The 17,321-nt window shown below is 61.0% G+C and carries 15 protein-coding genes; 14 read left to right on the top strand and 1 reads right to left on the bottom strand.

Features of this window, described 5'->3' with window-relative positions; translation table 11 throughout:
- The first annotated feature begins 24 nt into the window (after nucleotides 1-24).
- The 14 genes from ABWL43_RS05035 to ABWL43_RS04970 all read left to right on the top strand — a co-directional run bounded on the left by ABWL43_RS05035 (nucleotide 25) and on the right by ABWL43_RS04970 (nucleotide 16,402).
- Nucleotides 25-1,191 carry a PilZ domain-containing protein gene (locus tag ABWL43_RS05035; protein WP_404486990.1) on the top strand — a complete coding sequence of 389 codons (1,167 nt, stop codon included), beginning with the start codon at nucleotides 25-27 and terminating at the stop codon, nucleotides 1,189-1,191.
- A gap of 92 nt (nucleotides 1,192-1,283) precedes the next feature.
- Nucleotides 1,284-2,723, top strand: coding sequence for an alginate biosynthesis TPR repeat lipoprotein AlgK (algK, locus tag ABWL43_RS05030; RefSeq protein ID WP_369300953.1), 1,440 nt, complete (start codon nucleotides 1,284-1,286; stop codon nucleotides 2,721-2,723).
- Nucleotides 2,720-4,207 (top strand): alginate export family protein, encoded by a 1,488-nt coding sequence (locus tag ABWL43_RS05025; protein ID WP_404486987.1) that lies wholly within the window; start codon nucleotides 2,720-2,722, stop codon nucleotides 4,205-4,207. The genes algK and ABWL43_RS05025 overlap by 4 nt, the downstream gene beginning before the upstream one ends.
- Nucleotides 4,207-5,781 carry a mannuronan 5-epimerase AlgG gene (gene algG, locus ABWL43_RS05020; RefSeq protein WP_242194603.1) on the top strand — a complete coding sequence of 525 codons (1,575 nt, stop codon included), beginning with the start codon at nucleotides 4,207-4,209 and terminating at the stop codon, nucleotides 5,779-5,781. Before ABWL43_RS05025 ends, algG begins: the two co-directional genes overlap by 1 nt.
- Nucleotides 5,782-5,792: 11 nt before the next feature.
- On the top strand, nucleotides 5,793-7,238 hold the full coding sequence (locus ABWL43_RS05015) for an alginate O-acetyltransferase (RefSeq protein ID WP_262206506.1): 1,446 nt from the start codon (nucleotides 5,793-5,795) through the stop codon (nucleotides 7,236-7,238).
- 24 nt (nucleotides 7,239-7,262) lie between these two features.
- Nucleotides 7,263-8,372 carry a mannuronate-specific alginate lyase gene (locus ABWL43_RS05010; RefSeq protein ID WP_145161263.1) on the top strand — a complete coding sequence of 370 codons (1,110 nt, stop codon included), beginning with the start codon at nucleotides 7,263-7,265 and terminating at the stop codon, nucleotides 8,370-8,372.
- A 153-nt stretch (nucleotides 8,373-8,525) separates the two neighbouring features.
- On the top strand, nucleotides 8,526-10,058 hold the full coding sequence (locus tag ABWL43_RS05005; protein WP_262206501.1) for an MBOAT family protein: 1,533 nt from the start codon (nucleotides 8,526-8,528) through the stop codon (nucleotides 10,056-10,058).
- A 12-nt stretch (nucleotides 10,059-10,070) separates the two neighbouring features.
- Nucleotides 10,071-11,255: an alginate O-acetyltransferase gene (locus tag ABWL43_RS05000; RefSeq protein ID WP_262206499.1), complete on the top strand. Its 1,185-nt coding sequence runs from the start codon at nucleotides 10,071-10,073 to the stop codon at nucleotides 11,253-11,255.
- A 16-nt stretch (nucleotides 11,256-11,271) separates the two neighbouring features.
- On the top strand, nucleotides 11,272-11,928 hold the full coding sequence (locus ABWL43_RS04995; RefSeq protein WP_053254501.1) for an alginate O-acetyltransferase AlgF: 657 nt from the start codon (nucleotides 11,272-11,274) through the stop codon (nucleotides 11,926-11,928).
- A 207-nt stretch (nucleotides 11,929-12,135) separates the two neighbouring features.
- Nucleotides 12,136-13,587, top strand: a complete 1,452-nt coding sequence (locus ABWL43_RS04990) for a mannose-1-phosphate guanylyltransferase/mannose-6-phosphate isomerase (protein ID WP_119738428.1) — start codon at nucleotides 12,136-12,138, stop codon at nucleotides 13,585-13,587.
- A 189-nt stretch (nucleotides 13,588-13,776) separates the two neighbouring features.
- Nucleotides 13,777-14,079, top strand: coding sequence for a transposase (locus ABWL43_RS04985; RefSeq protein WP_014717988.1), 303 nt, complete (start codon nucleotides 13,777-13,779; stop codon nucleotides 14,077-14,079).
- Nucleotides 14,076-14,912, top strand: a complete 837-nt coding sequence (locus ABWL43_RS04980; protein WP_404488370.1) for an IS3 family transposase — start codon at nucleotides 14,076-14,078, stop codon at nucleotides 14,910-14,912. Before ABWL43_RS04985 ends, ABWL43_RS04980 begins: the two co-directional genes overlap by 4 nt.
- A gap of 198 nt (nucleotides 14,913-15,110) precedes the next feature.
- Entirely contained in the window at nucleotides 15,111-15,575 is a 465-nt protein-coding gene (locus ABWL43_RS04975; RefSeq protein WP_106579538.1) for a multidrug transporter, read from the top strand.
- Nucleotides 15,576-15,589: 14 nt separating this feature from the next.
- Nucleotides 15,590-16,402, top strand: a complete 813-nt coding sequence (locus ABWL43_RS04970; protein WP_404486983.1) for an SDR family oxidoreductase — start codon at nucleotides 15,590-15,592, stop codon at nucleotides 16,400-16,402.
- On the opposite strand, the gene ABWL43_RS04965 is transcribed toward ABWL43_RS04970, so the two are convergent.
- Complete coding sequence (locus tag ABWL43_RS04965) at nucleotides 16,399-17,256, bottom strand: LysR family transcriptional regulator (protein WP_145161257.1); 858 nt, start codon at nucleotides 17,254-17,256, stop codon at nucleotides 16,399-16,401. The two genes, ABWL43_RS04970 and ABWL43_RS04965, sit on opposite strands and share 4 nt — an antisense overlap.
- Nucleotides 17,257-17,321: the final 65 nt, after the last annotated feature.

Here is a 17,321-nt window from a genome sequence, read left to right as displayed (position 1 = left end):
TGAATTAACTAGGAACTACACACCATGAATAGCCAAGTAAACGCCAACGTTGTCCACGAATCCGAAGCCCAGCGCCAACATGCCCGGGTGAAAATCCCGGCCAAGCTGCGCTTTTTCAACACCGACCGCACCCAGACCGCAGCACGGGTGATCGACCTGTCCGCCGGCGGCCTGGCGTTCACCGCTACCCAGCCGTTGACCGTCGGTGAAGTGCACAAGGGCCGCCTGCAATTTGTCATCGATAACCTCGGCCTGGCGATGGACGTAGAGCTGCAGATTCGCTCCTACGACCGCCAGACCGGCCGCACCGGTTGCCAGTTCCAGAACCTGGACGCCCAGGATATTTCCACCCTGCGCCACCTGATCACCTCGCACTTGTCCGGCGACATCGTGACCATGGGCGACGTGCTGGCGACCCTGCAGCGCGACAACTTCACCAAGGCGCGCAAGGTCAAGGACGGCGGCAGCAACATGAGCGCCGCGGGCCGCCTGCGCGCCGTGGTGTTCAGCGCAGGTATCTTCATCGTCGGCCTGGCAGCGTTCGGTTTCGTCCTCAAATCCATTTACGGCATGTACTTCGTCAGCCACGCTCAGGCTGGCCTCGTCAGCGTGCCGGGCATGAACGTGACCATGCCGCGCGACGGCACCGTGCAAAGCCTGCTCAAAGGTGACGCGGTTGCCGCCAAAGGCGCGCCACTGGCGACCTTCAGCACCAGCATGCTCGATGTGCTCAAGGGCCATCTGGACGAAGACCAACTGCAACCGGCCAAGGTCGAAGAGCTGTTCGGCAAGCAAATGACCGGCACCCTGACCTCGCCTTGCGATTGCGTGGTGGCCCAGCAACTGGTCGCCGACGGTCAGTACGCCAGCAAAGGCGATGTGATCTTCCAACTGGTGCCACGCGGCAGCCTGGCCAATGTGGAAGCGCGCTTCACCTACCGCCAGTTCGCCGACGTTCGCCCAGGCACACCAGTAAGCTTCCAGGTTGCCGACGAAGAACAGATCCGCACCGGCACCATCGTCAGCAGCACCAGCCTGAACAGCGCCGACTTGTCCTCCGACATCCGCGTGCAGATCAAGCCGGATGCGCCGCTGGACAGCACCTACGCCGGTCGCCCGGTAGAAGTGACCAGCGACCGTGGCCCATCGCTGAACTGGCTGATCGACAAAGCCATGGCTCACGGTCTGTAAGCGAGGACATGCCTGTGAACCCTATTTCAAAAACAGCATTGACCCATGTGGGAGCCGGGCTTGCCCGCGATGCAGGCGACTCGGTTTTTCAGATGCACCGAGGCGACGCCATCGCAGGCAAGCCAGCTCCCACACAGAGCCGATTTCACTCAGCCTCTGCGTTCTGCGCGCTGGCATTGGCGGTGAGCCTGGCCGGTTGCGCCGGCCTGCCCGACCAGCGCCTGGCCAACGAAGCCTTGAAACGTGGCGACACGGTGACCGCCCAGCAGAACTATCAGCAGCTGGCAGACCTGGGTTACAGCGAGGCCCAAGTGGGCCTGGCCGATATCCAGGTGACCACCCGCGACCCCGAGCAAATCCGCCAGGCCGAAGCCACCTACCGCGCGGCGGCCGATACCTCGCCACGCGCCCAGGCCCGCCTGGGTCGCCTGCTGGTGGCCAAGCCCGGTGCCACAGAGGCCGAGCAACACGAGGCCGAAGGCCTGCTGAAAAAAGCCTTTGCCAATGGCGAAGGCAATACCCTGATTCCGCTGGCGATGCTGTACCTGCAGTACCCGCACAGTTTCCCCAACGTGAATGCCCAACAGCAGATCAGCAAATGGCAGGCCGCGGGTTACCCGGAAGCAGGTCTGGCCCAAGTGCTGCTGTATCGCACCCAGGACACCTACGACCAGCATCTGGATGACGTGGAGCGCATCTGCAAAGCCGCGCTGAACACCACCGACATCTGCTACGTCGAGCTGGCCACGGTCTACCAGAAAAAAGCCGAGCCGGAAAAACAGGCCGAACTGCTCAAGCAGATGGAAGCCGGCTACAGCCGTGGCACCGTCACCGCGCAGCGTGTCGACAGCGTGGCCCGCGTGTTGGGCGATGCGACTTTGGGCAAGACCGACGAAAAAACCGCGCAGGCCCTGCTGGAAAAAATCGCCCCCGGCTACCCGGCGTCCTGGGTCAGCCTGGCGCAACTGCTCTACGACTTCCCCGAACTGGGCGACGTCGATCAGATGATGAAGTACCTGGACAACGGCCGCGCCGCCGACCAGCCGCGCGCCGAGCTGTTGCTGGGCAAGCTCTATTACGAAGGCAAGTGGGTCCCGGCAGATGCCAAGGCCGCCGAAGCGCATTTCGAAAAAGCCGTGGGCAAGGAAGTGGCCGCCGATTACTACCTCGGCCAGATCTACCGCCGTGGCTACCTGGGCAAGGTCTATTCGCAAAAAGCCCTCGACCATTTGCTGACCGCTGCGCGCAACGGCCAGAACAGCGCCGACTTCGCCATCGCGCAATTGTTTTCCCAAGGCAAGGGCACCAAGCCCGACCCATTGAACGCCTACGTCTTCAGCCAGTTGGCTAAAGCCCAGGACACGCCAGAGGCCAATGACTTGGCCACGCAGCTCGAAGCCCCGCTCACGCCAGAGCAACGCGCCGAAGGCCAACGCCTGGTGCAACAGGAACTGGCCGCGCGCGGCACCCTGGCCCAGAGCACGCTGCAACTGCACGCCCTGCAAGAAGAAGACGGCGAGGAATCCCTATGAAGCTCAACCCATTCGTCAAGGCCGGCATCGGTCTGACCTTCGCCCTGCTGTGGTCTTGCCCGACCCTGGCCGCGCTGACCGAAGCCAAGAACTTCGGCCTGGAAGTCAAAGCCACCGCGCAATCGGAAGATGACCGCGACCTCGGCACGCAGAAAGGCGGCGACGTCAATGGCATCGGCCTTGACCTGCGCCCGTGGATCTACGGCGAAAGCGGCGCGTGGAGCGCCTACGCCATGGGCCAAGCCGTCGTGTCGAGCGACATCATCGAGACCGACACGCTGCAACAGTCCTCCGATGACACGACCGAACAATCGAGCAACGACGACCGCAAAGCCAAGAAGAACTACCTGGCCCTGCGCGAGTTCTGGGTCGGCTACAGCGGCTTTACGCCCTACCCTGGCGAGATCCTCAAGTTCGGCCGCCAGCGCCTGCGCAATGACGACGGCCAATGGCGCGACACCAACATCGAAGCGCTGAACTGGACCTTCGACACCACGTTGCTCAAGGCCAACGTCGGCGCTGCCGAACGCTTCAGCGAATACCGCACCGACCTCAAGGAACTGTCGCCCAAGGACAAGGACCGCCAGCACTTCTACGCTGACGCCGCCTACCAGTGGACGCCGGGGCAGTGGATCGGCCTGCGCGGTCACCACACCCATGACGACGGCAAGCTCGACTACGCCGAACCGGGCGTGGCCACCGACCCGTTGGACAAACGCGAGAATGGCGACCTGACCTGGCTCGGCATCGAAGCCAACAGCGACGCCTACAACTGGCGCAACACCAACACCGTCAACTACTGGGCCAGCGTCACCGGCATGAAAGGCGACCGCGACACGGTCAATGCCCTGAACAAAGACGGCACCCGCCCAACCGAAGCCAAGCGCAGCGATGACGTGAGTGGCTGGGCCACCGACCTGGGTGTGCGCCTGCGTCTGGACCCGCAATGGCAAGTCGGCGCGGCCTACTCCCGCGCGAGTGCCAACTACGAGCAGAACGGCCTGCAAAGCAACCGTTCGAACTGGACCGGCACCCAGTCCCGCGTGCACCGCTTCGGCGAAGCGTTTCGTGGCGAGATGAACAACATGCAGTCCATGAGCCTGTTCGGTTCCTGGCAGCTGCGCGAGGACTATGACGCCAGCCTGGTCTATCACAAATTCTGGCGCGTGGACGGTAACAAGCCGGTGGGCAGCAACGGCATCGATGCCGTGCAGAACAACACCGATGACGTGACCGGCGCGATCCTGTCCAGCACTTCCCTGCCGCTTGAAGACGGCAAGAAAGACCTGGGCCAGGAGATGGACCTGGTGGTCACCAAGTACTTCAAGAAAGGCCTGCTGCCGGCCGCGCTCAGTCAGTCGATCGACGAACCGTCGGCGCTGGTGCGCTTTCGTGCCGGCGTGTTCAAGCCGGGTGACGCCTATGGCAGCCAGGTCGACTCGTACATGCATCGCGCCTTTGTCGACGTGATCTGGAAGTTCTGATGGGAGCCTGCGCAATGATTCCTCAAAAATTGCTGGTTGCCGCGATGCTGATGGCCAGTGCCACAGCCTTCGCCGACACCCCGCAGCAGGGCAAGGCGCCGACTATCGCCAAAGAACTGCAACAGGCCAAGACCTACACCATCTCCAGCCCGCCGACCGCGCCGCTGGAAATGGCCAAGCCTGCCCTGCCGGACCTGTCGGGCTACACCGCCGCGGCGATGGAAAAGAAGATCGTCAGAAGCAAGCCCGGCAAAATCAGCATCCGCCGCATGATGCAGGAAGACGCGCTCAAGGACTTTATCGGCGGCGATAACAAGATGGCCGAATGGGTGGTGCGCCAGCACGGCATTCCCCAGGCGATCTTTGTCGACGACGGCTACCTGAACCTCAAGGACCTGCTTGGCAAGGTGCCCAAGCAGTACTTCAGCGAAACCTCGCCGGGCGTGTTTCTGGCCAAGCTGCCAATCGTGGTCGGGCGCAAGGGCATTCTGGAAATCGACAAGAAGACCCAGGAGCTGCGCCTGTCGCAGCAAGCCGGTTCGTTCCTGATCAACGACGGCCAGCTGTTTGTGCGTGACACCAAGATCACCGGTTGGAATGAAAAGACCAATGGCCCGGCGCTGTTTCAGTCGCCCAAGGAGTTCCGCCCGTTCCTGCTGGCTTGGGGCGGCACCGAGACTTACGTCGCCAACAGCAAGATGGCCAGCTTCGGCTACGCCAACAGTAAGTCGTACGGGGTGAGTATTTCCCAGTACACGCCGAACATGGCCAAGGTGCTCAAGCGCCCTGAGCCGACCGGCTGGATCGTCGATTCCGAGTTCTCGGACATGTGGTACGGCTTCTACTGCTACGAAACCACCGGCTTTGTGCTCAAGGGCAATACCTACAAAGACAACATCGTCTACGGCATTGACCCGCACGACCGTTCCCACGGCCTGATCATTGCGGACAACACCGTCTACGGCACCAAGAAGAAGCACGGCATCATCATTTCCCGGGAAGTGAACGACAGCTTCATCTTCAACAACCGCAGCTACGACAACAAGCTGTCGGGCCTGGTGATCGACCGTAACAGCGTGAACAACCTGATCGCCGACAATGAGATCTACCGCAACCACACCGACGGCATCACGCTCTATGAGAGCGCTGACAACCTGCTGTGGGGCAACAAGGTGATCAGCAACCGTCGCCACGGCATTCGCATCCGTAACAGCGTGAACATCCGCCTGTACGAGAACACCTCGATGGCCAACGGCCTGACCGGCGTGTACGGCCACATCAAGGATTTGACCGACACCGACCGCGACATCGCCCTCGACCCGTTCGACGCCAAGGTCTCGCTGATCGTGGTCGGCGGTGAACTGGCGGGTAACGGCAGCGGGCCGCTGTCGATCGACTCGCCCTTGAGTGTCGAGCTGTACCGCGTGTCGATGCTGGCGCCGACCAAATCCAGCGGCATCAGCTTCAACGGCGTGCTGGGTGATCGGCAGGAAGAAATTCTCGACCTGTTGGTGCGCCAACAGAAAGCCGTGCTGATCGACCCTGTCGAACGCCAGACCGAAATGCAGGACTGAGGATGACCCTTATGCACCCACACATGATCAAACTGCTGAGCCTCTCGGGTCTGACCCTCGGCCTGCTGGCGGCCAGCCAAGGCGTGCGCGCCGATGACGTCAAGGCGCCGACCTTTACCGCCGAACCGTGCTGCAGCCTGTGCCCCGCGGCCCATGATGCGAAGAACTACACCACGCGCTATCAGCAGAACTTCACCACCCTGGTACAAGCCCAGGGCGACTGGCTGTTCCGTACCCAGGAAGACCTGCGCACCGAATTTGACACCAGCCCCGCCGGCTACAAACGCATGCAACAGCTGCACGATGCGTTCAAGGCCAAGGGTGTGGAATTGGTGGTGGTCTACCAGCCGACCCGTGGCCTGGTGAACCGCAACAAGCTCAACCCCGAAGAGAAAGCCAAGTTCGATTTCGACAAGGCACTGGGCAACTACAAAACCATGCTCGGCCGGTTCGCCAAGATGGGCTACGTGGTGCCGGACTTGTCGCCGCTGACCAACGAGCAACTGCCGGATGAATTGCCGGCCCACGATTTCTACTTCCGCGGCGACCAACACTGGACCCCATACGGCGCCCAGCGCACCGCGAAAATCGTCGGTGCCAAAGTGCGTGCGATGCCTGAGTTTGCGGATATTCCCAAGCGCGAATTCGAAACCAAGCGCTCCGGACGCATGGGCAAGACCGGCACCCTGCACAACATGGCCGGGCAACTGTGCGGCACCAGCTACGCGATCCAGTATATGGACCAGTTCACCACCGAGCCCAAAGGCGAAGCCGGTGACGGCGACCTGTTCGGCGATTCGGGCAACCCGCAGATCACCCTGGTCGGCACCAGCCACAGCGGCAAGAACTACAACTTCGCCGGCTTCCTCGAGCAGGAAATCGGCGCCGACATCCTCAACGTCGCTTTCCCCGGCGGTGGCCTCGAAGGCTCGATGATCCAGTACCTGGGCAGCGATGAATTCCAGAAAACCCCGCCGAAAATTCTCATCTGGGAATTCTCGCCGCTGTACCGCCTCGACCAGGAGACCATCTACCGCCAGATGATGTCGCTGCTCGACAACGGCTGCGAAGGCAAGACCGCGCAGATGAGCGCCAGCACCACGCTCAAACCCGGCAAGAACGAATTGCTGGTCAACAGTTCGAACAAAGACCTGCGTAACAGCAGTCACCAGGTCGACATCCGCTTCGCCGACCCGTCGGTGAAGACCCTGCAAGCCACCCTCTGGTACATGAACGGGCGCCACGAGGACATCAAGATCGAGAAACCCGAAACATCCGATACAGACGGGCGTTTCGCCTTTGAACTGCGCACCGATGAAGACTGGGCCTCGCAGAACTTGCTGGCCGTGGAAGTGCAGGGTCCCGAAGCGGGCGCTGCCGCGCAGAAAGTCGAAGCGAAAATTTGCACACGCAACGTATTCCCTAGCGGCGGTCAGAAGACTGCTTCGCTGCCGTGAAGTAAGTGCGCAATGAGGTTACCTATGCAGAAGTTATTGATTCCAACGCTGCTGGGCCTGGCGATGTTCGCCGGTTCAGTCAACGCCGCCGCGCCACTGCGCCCGCCCCAGGGCTATTTCGCCCCGGTGGAAGCGTTCAAGACCGGCGACTTCAAGAATGACTGCGACGCCATGCCGGCGCCGTACACCGGCTCGCTGCAATTTCGCAGCAAGTACGAAGGTTCGGACAAAGCCCGTTCCACCCTGAATGTGCAATCCGAAAAAGCCTTTCGCGACAGCACGGCCGACATCACCAAGCTGGAAAAAGACACCAGCAAGCGCGTGATGCAGTTCATGCGCGACGGTCGTCCGCAGCAGCTCGAATGCACGCTCAACTGGCTGACCAGCTGGGCCAAGGCAGATGCGTTGATGTCCAAGGACTTCAACCACACCGGCAAGTCCATGCGCAAATGGGCGCTGGGCAGCATGGCCTCGGCCTATGTGCGCCTGAAGTTCTCCGACTCCCACCCGTTGGCCAACCACCAGCAGGAGTCGCAGGTGATCGAAGCCTGGTTCAACAAGCTGGCCGATCAGGTGGTGAGCGATTGGGACAACCTGCCGCTGGAAAAAACTAACAACCACTCCTACTGGGCCGCCTGGTCGGTGATGGCAACCTCCGTCGCCACCAACCGCCGCGACCTGTTTGATTGGGCCGTGAAGGAATACAAAGTCGGCGCCAACCAGGTCGATGACCAGGGCTTTTTGCCCAACGAATTGAAGCGTCAGCAGCGGGCTCTGTCGTACCACAACTACGCGTTGCCGCCGCTGTCGATGATCGCCAGCTTTGCCCTGGTCAACGGCGTGGATCTGCGCCAGGAAAACAACGGCGCGCTCAAACGCCTGGGCGACAAAGTGCTGGCCGGGGTCAAAGACCCGGAGATCTTCGAGAAGAAGAACGGCAAAGAGCAGGACATGAAGGACCTCAAGGAAGACATGAAATTTGCCTGGCTTGAACCCTTCTGCACCCTCTACACCTGCGCCCCGGATGTGCTCGAACGCAAGCATGGCATGCAGCCGTTCAAGACCTTCCGGCTCGGCGGTGACCTGACCAAGGTCTACGACCCGGCGCATGAAAAGGGCAACAAAGGAATCTGACGCAACGCGGTTGGAAAGGTGGGAGGGGCAAGCCCACTCCCACAGTTTGAGCCGGTTTCATCAGTAGGAATGTTGTACGGCCTCCCCCGAAATCGTGGGGGGGTTTGGGGGGGCTCTGGCCCTTGACTGTCTGTTAAACATGGAGAGATCGGGATGGTTTTCTCGTCCAATGTGTTCCTGTTTCTGTTCTTGCCGATCTTTCTCGGCTTGTACTACTTGAGCGGGCAACGCTATCGCAACCTGCTGCTGCTGATTGCCAGCTACGTGTTCTACGCCTGGTGGCGAGTGGACTTCCTGGCGCTGTTCGCCGCTGTAACGCTGTGGAATTACTGGATCGGCCTCAAGGTCGGTGCGGCAGGCGTACGCACCAAGCCGGCCCAGCGCTGGCTGCTGTTGGGCGTGGCGGTCGACCTGTGCATCCTCGGCTACTTCAAGTACGCCAACTTCGGCGTCGACAGCATCAACGTGATGATGAAGTCGGTGGGTCTGGAGCCGTTCATCCTTACCCACGTGTTGTTGCCGATCGGCATCTCGTTCTACATTTTCGAGTCCATCAGCTACATCATCGACGTGTACCGCGGCGACACCCCGGCCACCCGCAACCTCATCGACTTTGCGGCGTTCGTGGCGATCTTCCCGCACCTGATTGCCGGCCCGGTGTTGCGCTTTCGCGACCTGGCCGACCAGTTCAACAACCGCACGCACACCCTCGACAAGTTCTCCGAGGGCTGCACGCGGTTCATGCAGGGTTTCATCAAGAAGGTCTTTATCGCCGACACCCTCGCGGTGGTCGCCGACCATTGCTTCGCCCTGCAAAACCCCACCACGGGCGACGCCTGGCTGGGTGCGCTGGCGTACACCGCGCAGCTGTACTTCGACTTCTCCGGCTACAGCGACATGGCCATCGGTTTGGGCTTGATGATGGGTTTTCGCTTCATGGAAAACTTCAAGCAGCCGTACATCAGCCAGTCGATCACCGAGTTCTGGCGTCGCTGGCACATCAGCCTGTCCACCTGGCTGCGTGACTACCTGTACATCACCCTGGGCGGCAACCGTAAAGGCACGCTGATCACCTACCGCAACCTGTTCCTGACCATGCTGCTCGGTGGCCTGTGGCACGGCGCGAACATCACCTACATCGTGTGGGGTGCCTGGCACGGCATGTGGCTGGCGATTGAAAAAGCCATCGGCCTCAACACTGCGCCGCGCAGCTTCAACGTGGTGCGCTGGGCCTTCACCTTCCTGCTGGTAGTGATGGGCTGGGTGATCTTCCGCTCAGAGAACCTGCACGTCGCCGGCCGTATGTACGGCGCAATGTTCAGCTTTGGCGAATGGTCGCTGTCGGAACTCAACCGCGCCAGCCTCACCGGCCTGCAAGTGGCAACCCTGGTGGTGGCGTACGCAACGTTGGCGTTCTTCGGCCTGCGCGATTTCTACACCAACCGCCCTGCCGAGAAAGCCAAGCCGGCCGACCCGAGCCTGATCAAGGCCGTGCCGGGCGACAACCCGGGCAGCATCCACCAGCCAGGTTTCACCGTCGGCCAGGACGCCGCCGTGCAGCCGGCCTACTGGACCGCTGACTGGCCACGCTACGCCATGCGCGGCGCTGTACTGCTGCTGTTCGTGGCGTCAATCCTGAAACTGTCGGCGCAGAGTTTCTCGCCGTTCCTTTACTTCCAATTCTGAGGGGAGCCGACCATGACCCGTTCATTCCGCGTCCTCTACATCGCGCTGTTCCTGCTGGTGCTGCTGGCCCTGGGCGCCTGGTCGATGCGCAGTTTCTTCGGCTTCAGCACCAACGCCGACGCGACCGTGCTCAACGGTCGCTGGACCAAGGCCGTCGAGACGCACTACGACGACCAGTTCCCGATCAAGCGCATCGGCACCAACCTGTGGGCCGCGCTGGACTACAAGCTGTTCAACGAAGGCCGCCCTGGCGTGGTGCTGGGCCGTGATCACTGGTTGTACAGCGACGAGGAGTTCAACCCCATCGTCAACGAAGACCAGAACCTTGAGGGCAACTACGCGCTGGTCGAAGGCGTGCGCCAGAAGCTCAAGGCTCAGGGCATTCAATTGGTCATGGCGATTGTGCCGGCCAAGGTGCGCCTGTACCCGGAACACCTGGGCGAAGTGAAACCGGCGAGCATCCACGCCAACCTGTATCAGGACTTCCACGCCCGTGTCGCCGCCGACAAGATCATCGCGCCCGACCTGCTTGGCCCGCTGCAACAGGCCAAGCTGGGCGGCACGCAAGTGTTCCTGCGCACCGACACCCACTGGACCCCGGACGGCGCCGAAATTGCCGCCAAGCAACTGGCCAAGGTGATCAGCGAAAAGGCCCCGCTCAGTGGTGAACCGCAGCGCTTTGTCACCGAAGCGGAAAAAACCGAGCCGCACAAAGGCGACCTGCGTCTGTTCCTGCCGCTGGACCCGCTGTTCGAAAACCTGATGCCGCCCAAAGAGCCGCTGCAAAAACGCGTCACGCACCTGGCTGAAAACAAAGGTGACGACGGCCTGTTCAGCGACAGCGAAACCCCAGTGGCACTGGTCGGCACCAGCTACAGCGCCAACCCCAACTGGAACTTCGTCGGCGCCCTCAAGCAAGCCTTGCACAGCGATGTCATCAACTACTCCGAAGACGGCCACGGCCCGATTCTGCCGATGCTCAGCTACCTCAAAAGCGACGACTTCAAGAACAGCCCGCCACAGGTGCTGATCTGGGAGTTCCCTGAACGTTATCTGCCCGTCAACAACGAAATCGGTGATGCCGACCCGCAGTGGGTTGCGCAGCTTAAACAAGCCGGTTCGCGCCAACAGAACATGGCACTGAACACCCCAGCTAAAACCCAAAAATCCGAGACGCCCGACCGGGCGCAAAACTGAAAGAGAGGTAACTCACATGACTTTCACTACTACTCCGCGTCGTCTCGCCAAGACCCTGGCCATTGCCGCCGGCTTGAGCTTCGTATCGATGTCCGCCTTCGCCGGGGGCGACGCCGCCCTTTACGGCCCAACCGCGCCGAAAGGCTCAAGCTTTGTACGTGTGTACAACGCCAGCAACCAGGAAGTCAGCGCCACCGTCGGCGCCACCAACCTGAGCGACGTTGCGCCACTGGCCAGCAGTGACTTCAGCTTCATGCCGGGCGGCGACTACAGCGCCAAGGTCGGCAGCCAGACCGTGCCGGTCAAACTCGCCGCCGACCACTACTACACCCTGGTCAACAGCGGCAGCGGCCAGCCCCAGCTGATCGAAGAACCGCCGTTCAAGAACAAGCAGAAATCCCTGGTGCGCGTGCAGAACCTCAGCGACAAGGCCCTGACCCTGAAAACCGCCGACGGCAAGACCGACGTGGTCAAGTCGGTGGCCGCCAAAGGCCGTGGCGAGCGCGAAATCAACCCGGTGAAGGTGAGCCTGGCCCTGTATGACGGCGACAAAAAGGTCGGCGACGTGAAACCAGTGGCCCTGGAGCGCGGTGAAGCGGCGGTGCTGTATGTGACCGGTTCCGGTTCGAGCATTTCGCCAGTCTGGGTAAAACGCCCGGTATCGACCCGCTGATTAGATTCTTGAACTGACCCATGCCCCCTGTGGGAGCCGGGCTTGCCCGCGATGGCATCACTGCGGTGTAACTAAAACACCGAGTCGTCTGCATCGCAGGCAAGCCAGCTCCCACAAGGCCAAGGTGTCAGTTCAGACCGAGACAAAAACAAGAGTGAAACGACAAACCTTCGTAGCTCTGACCCAAATTGATTCAAGGAGAAACACATGATCCCAGTAATCCTTTCCGGTGGTAGCGGCTCACGTCTTTGGCCGCTTTCCCGCAAACAGTTCCCTAAGCAATTCCTGGCCCTGACCGGCGAGCACACGCTGTTCCAGCAAACCCTGGAGCGTCTGGTGTTCGAAGGCATGGACTCCCCGATTGTGGTCTGCAACAAGGACCACCGTTTCATCGTCAACGAGCAACTGAGCACGCGTAAGCTCGAATGCCAGCGCATCCTGATGGAGCCGTTCGGTCGCAACACTGCGCCTGCCGTGGCCCTGACGGCGATGATGCTGGTCAATGAAGGCCGCGACGAGCTGATGCTGGTGCTGCCGGCCGACCACGTGATCGACGACCAGAAAGCCCTGCAACGTGCACTGGCCCTCGCCACCGTGGCAGCCGAGCGTGGCGAGATGGTGCTGTTCGGCGTACCGGCCACCCGTCCGGAAACCGGTTATGGCTACATCAAGTCCACCAACGATTCACTGCTGCCCGAAGGCGTAAGCCGCGTTGAACAATTCGTCGAAAAACCCAATGAAAAACGCGCGGTCGAGTTCGTCAAAAGCGGCGGTTACTTCTGGAACAGCGGCATGTTCCTGTTCCGCGCCAGCCGCTTCCTCGAAGAGCTGAAAAAACACGATCCGGACATCTACGATACCTGCCTGTTGACCCTGGAACGCAGCGAGCAGACCGCCGACACCGTGACCTTCGACGAAGCCACCTTCGCCTGCTGCCCGGACAATTCCATCGACTACGCCGTGATGGAAAAAACCCAGCGTGCCTGCGTGGTACCGCTGAGTGCCGGCTGGAGCGACGTGGGTTGCTGGGCCTCGCTGTGGGCGGTCAACGACAAAGACATCCACGGTAACGTCAGCAAAGGCGACGTGGTGATCCAGGACAGCCGCAACTGCATGATTCACGGCAACGGCAAGCTGGTATCGGTGATCGGCCTGGACAACATCGTGGTGGTGGAAACCAAGGACGCGATGATGATTGCCCACAAGGACAAGGTCCAGGGCGTCAAGCAGATGGTCAGCACCCTCAACGACCAGGGCCGCAGCGAAACCCAGAACCACTGCGAAGTCTATCGTCCGTGGGGCTCTTACGACTCGGTGGACATGGGCGGCCGCTTCCAGGTCAAGCACATCTCGGTCAAGCCGGGCGCGTGCCTGTCCCTGCAAATGCACCACCACCGCGCCGAGCACTGGATCGTGGTCAGCGGCACGGCCGAAGTCACCTGTGACGAGAACGTGTTCCTGCTCTGCGAGAACCAGTCCACCTACATCCCGATCGCCTCGGTGCACCGCCTGCGCAACCCGGGCAAGATCCCGTTGGAAATCATCGAAGTGCAATCGGGCAGCTACCTGGGCGAAGACGATATCGAGCGCTTCGAAGATATCTACGGACGCTCCACGCCGGTTGAACGTGGCGTGTCGGTGAAAACTATCGCGCAGTAATACAGTCGTAGAAAGAAGCCCTCACCCAGCCCATTGCGTCCCCTATCCGCAGTGGGTTGGGTGGGGGCTTTTTTTGTGGGGTTTTGGGGTGGTGCTGAAGGCCTCTTCGCAGGCAAGCTGAACTGGCCTAATGATTTTGGACACTTCAATCGGGCGCTATGATGGCGCTCAAATCTGAGGTGTTTGGCTATGCGTAAATCTTATTCGAGTGAGTTCAAGCTCAAGGCCGCCAGCATGGTGCTGGATGAAGGTCAGCCTGTTACCGAGGTCTGTGCCAGCCTGGATATTGGCCCTACGGCCCTGCGTCGCTGGGTCGATCAAGTGCAAAAAGAACGCTTGGGTTCTACTCCGGTGGGGGCCAAGGCGATTACCGCTGATCAACGAGAAATCCAGAGGCTCAAAGCTCTGCTCAGGGAGAAAGACCTGGACATTGAAATCCTAAAAAAGGCCAGTGCTCTCCTGCTTTTGGACGCCAAAGATCATTCACGCTGATCGAGGAGCTGGACGAGCAGTACGGCGTTAGAAGGTGTTGCCGCGCGTTCGGGGTCAACCGCAGTAGCTTTTACGCCTGGCGCCAGCGCCAAGGAAAAGAAAATCCTGAGCGAGAGAAACTCAAAGCCGCGCTGGTCAGGCATCACAAGGCGTCGAGAGAATCGGCGGGCGCACGTACTTTGGCCAAAGAGCTGCAAGCTAGAGGGCATCGTGTCGGTCGGTACATGGTTCGCAGTCTGATGCGCGAAGCAGGCATCGCCAGTCGTCAGCGCAGGCGTCATAAATACAAGTCGCCGGGTGTAGAGGCCTTGGTGGCACCGCATGTGCTCAAGCGGAAATTTGATGTGACGGCGGTTAATCAGGTGTGGTGTGGCGACGTGACTTACATCAAGGTCGGCAAGCGATGGTTGTACTTCGCCGTCGTTCTGGATTTGTACGCTCGTAGGATCGTTGGCTGGTCGTTCTCGATGATTTCTGATGCCAACCTGACCTGCGAAGCGCTACGTATGGCGGTGGAGCTACGCGGCCATCCTCAGGATGTGTTGTTTCATTCTGACCAAGGTTGTCAGTACACCAGTCATAAATTCCGAAATGAGCTGCTGAAACAGGGGTTTAGGCAGAGTATGAGCCGTAAAGGCGAGTGTTGGGACAACGCCCCGATGGAGCGTTTCTTTGGTAGCTTGAAATCAGAGTGGGTGCCTGAAAAGGGCTACAAACTGGAGCATGAGGCCCGGGCAGACGTGCAGCGCTATGTCTCGCGCTACAACATCAGCAGACCTCACAGCTACAACGACTACCGGTCGCCGGTCGCGCAAGAGCGATTGACGGCGTAAACCTTAATCGGTGTCCAAGATTACTTGACCAGTTCAAGCCAGCTCCCACAGTTGACCGCATTCCAACGGATGTAACCCGGTCAACTGTGGGAGCTGGCTTGCCTGCGATGGCGGCCGCCCAATCAACACTTATCTCAAGCTCGCCAATCCCACCTACGCTTAAGTTAGGATGCTCGTTCCCTATTCGAGGTGGTCTCCATGTTCTTCGGCGTTCTCCTGATCATCACCTGGCTGATCCTGCTGCTGCGCTACCCGGCCAAGGCGTTGCCGGTGTCGCTCGCGGCCGCTGTCGGCCTGGGCTGTGTGGCGATTTGGGTGGTGTGGCTGGACAGCCGCGAAGCCTCGCAACTGTCGCGCCTGGAACTGCGCATCAGCTATGCGCCGCAGGAATGCCCGCCAGACCGACCGCTGAAACTGGTCCTGAGCAACGGCAACGACGTACCGCTGACCGAACTGCGCTGGCGCGTTGCAGCTTATGCACCGGGCGACTCCGTCAACCTGGCCGACAATGTCTACGCCGCTCCACGCTATCGCGGCCCCGGCGAGTTGCAGGCCGGCGCCACCTGGGACGACTGCCTGCCCACACCACCGCTGCGCCCCGGCTACCGCCCGCAAACCCTGGAATTTCGCGCCGAGCACCTGCAAGGCAGTTTCTCGGACTGACAAAGGATTGATTCATGCCCAATGTACTGATCACCGGCTGCTCCAGCGGCATCGGTCGCGCCCTGGCCGATTCCTTCAAAACCGCAGGCCATGAAGTGTGGGCCAGCGCCCGCCAGCCTGATGATGTGAGCGCCCTGGCTGCCGCCGGTTTCAAGGCCGTGCAACTGGACGTCAACGACGCCATGGCGCTCAAGGCGCTCGCCGAACAGATCGGCGGGCTGGACGTGCTGATCAACAATGCCGGCTACGGCGCCATGGGCCCGCTGCTCGACGGCGGCACCGAGGCCATGCAACGCCAGTTCGAAACCAATGTGTTTTCCATCGTCGGCGTGACCCAGGCGCTGTTTCCTGCCCTGCGTCGAGCCAAAGGCCTGGTGGTGAACATCGGCAGCGTCTCCGGCGTATTGGTGACACCGTTTGCCGGCGCCTACTGCGCCTCGAAGGCGGCGGTGCACGCGTTGAGCGACGCACTGCGCATGGAGCTGGCGCCATTTGGTGTGCGCGTGATGGAAGTGCAGCCGGGCGCTATCGACACGCATTTTGCGAAAAACGCCGGCGCCCAGGCCGAGCTGTTGATCAACGAAAAGTCACCATGGTGGCCGTTGCGCGAAGGCATTCGCGCGCGCTCCCAGGCCTCGCAGAACAACCCGACCTCGGCCGAGCAATTCGCGGCGCAGGTATTAAAGGCCGTGCAACAGCCAACGCCGCCACGCCTGCTGCGCGCGGGCAATGGCTGCCGGGCGCTGCCACTGATGGCGGCCTTGGTGCCCAAGGCCCTGTTGGAAAAAGTGTTGAAGAAGCGCTTCGGCCTGTCGGGCTCGCTTTAGCCTTTCATGAAATCAATAAACGCCCGCACCTTCAGCGGCAAATGCCGGGTGTCCGGGTACATCGCGTAGATCCCCTGTGGCGCAAAACGATGGTCCGCCAACAAGCGCACCAAGCGCCCCGCCGCCAGGTCATCCTGCACCAACCATTGCGGCAGCACCGCCACGCCGAGGCCGCGCACGGCAAACGCCTGAAGCACGGCCGCACTGTCGGCCACCAGCGCAGTCGGGCCGGCACGGTATTGATGCTCGCCGCCGGCCGGGTCGGTCAGGCTCAGTTCGGTCAAACGGCCATGGCCCAGCTTGGGTACCTGTTCCAACGCATCCAGTGTTTGAACCTCGGCAAACTCGGGCGCTGCCACTGCAAACACCTCAAAGGTCGACAACTGCACCGCACGGTGATTGGAGTCGAGCAGACGTCCCAGTCGAATCGCCACATCAAAGCGTTCGGAGATCAAATCGGCGTGGGTCGAGGAGGTGGATAAGTGAATGTTCAGGTCCGGGTGCAAGCGCCGAAAGGCCTCGATTGCAGGGGCAACCACCGCCAGCGCGTATTCGACTGTGGTGGTGATGCGCAACGTGCCTTTGAGCTGGGCATGTTCGGAGCGCGCCTCTTCCACCGCCAGGCGCGCTTCTTCAAGCATGCGTGTGCAGCGCAGATAAAAACGCTCGCCGGCATCGGTCAGCGCCAGTTGGCGGGTATTGCGGGTCAGCAGGGTCACGCCCAGCTCTGCTTCCAGGCGCTTGAGGTTGAAGCTGACCACGGCGCGGGTCTGGCCCAGCAAATCGGCCGCAGCGGTAAGCGAACCGGCTTCTACCACAGCCTTGAAGGTGTCGAATCGGTCCAGGCTGACCATCGGCCGCGCCCTCCTTTGTCAAAATATTTTTGACAAACTAGCAGGCAAACCGGCGTAGCCCAAAC

Origin of the sequence: Pseudomonas sp. HT11 (genome assembly GCF_044875395.1) — a bacterium.
Classification (GTDB): domain Bacteria; phylum Pseudomonadota; class Gammaproteobacteria; order Pseudomonadales; family Pseudomonadaceae; genus Aquipseudomonas.
Note: the sequence above shows the minus strand (reverse complement) of the source record. Positions and strands in the feature narration are given on the sequence as shown.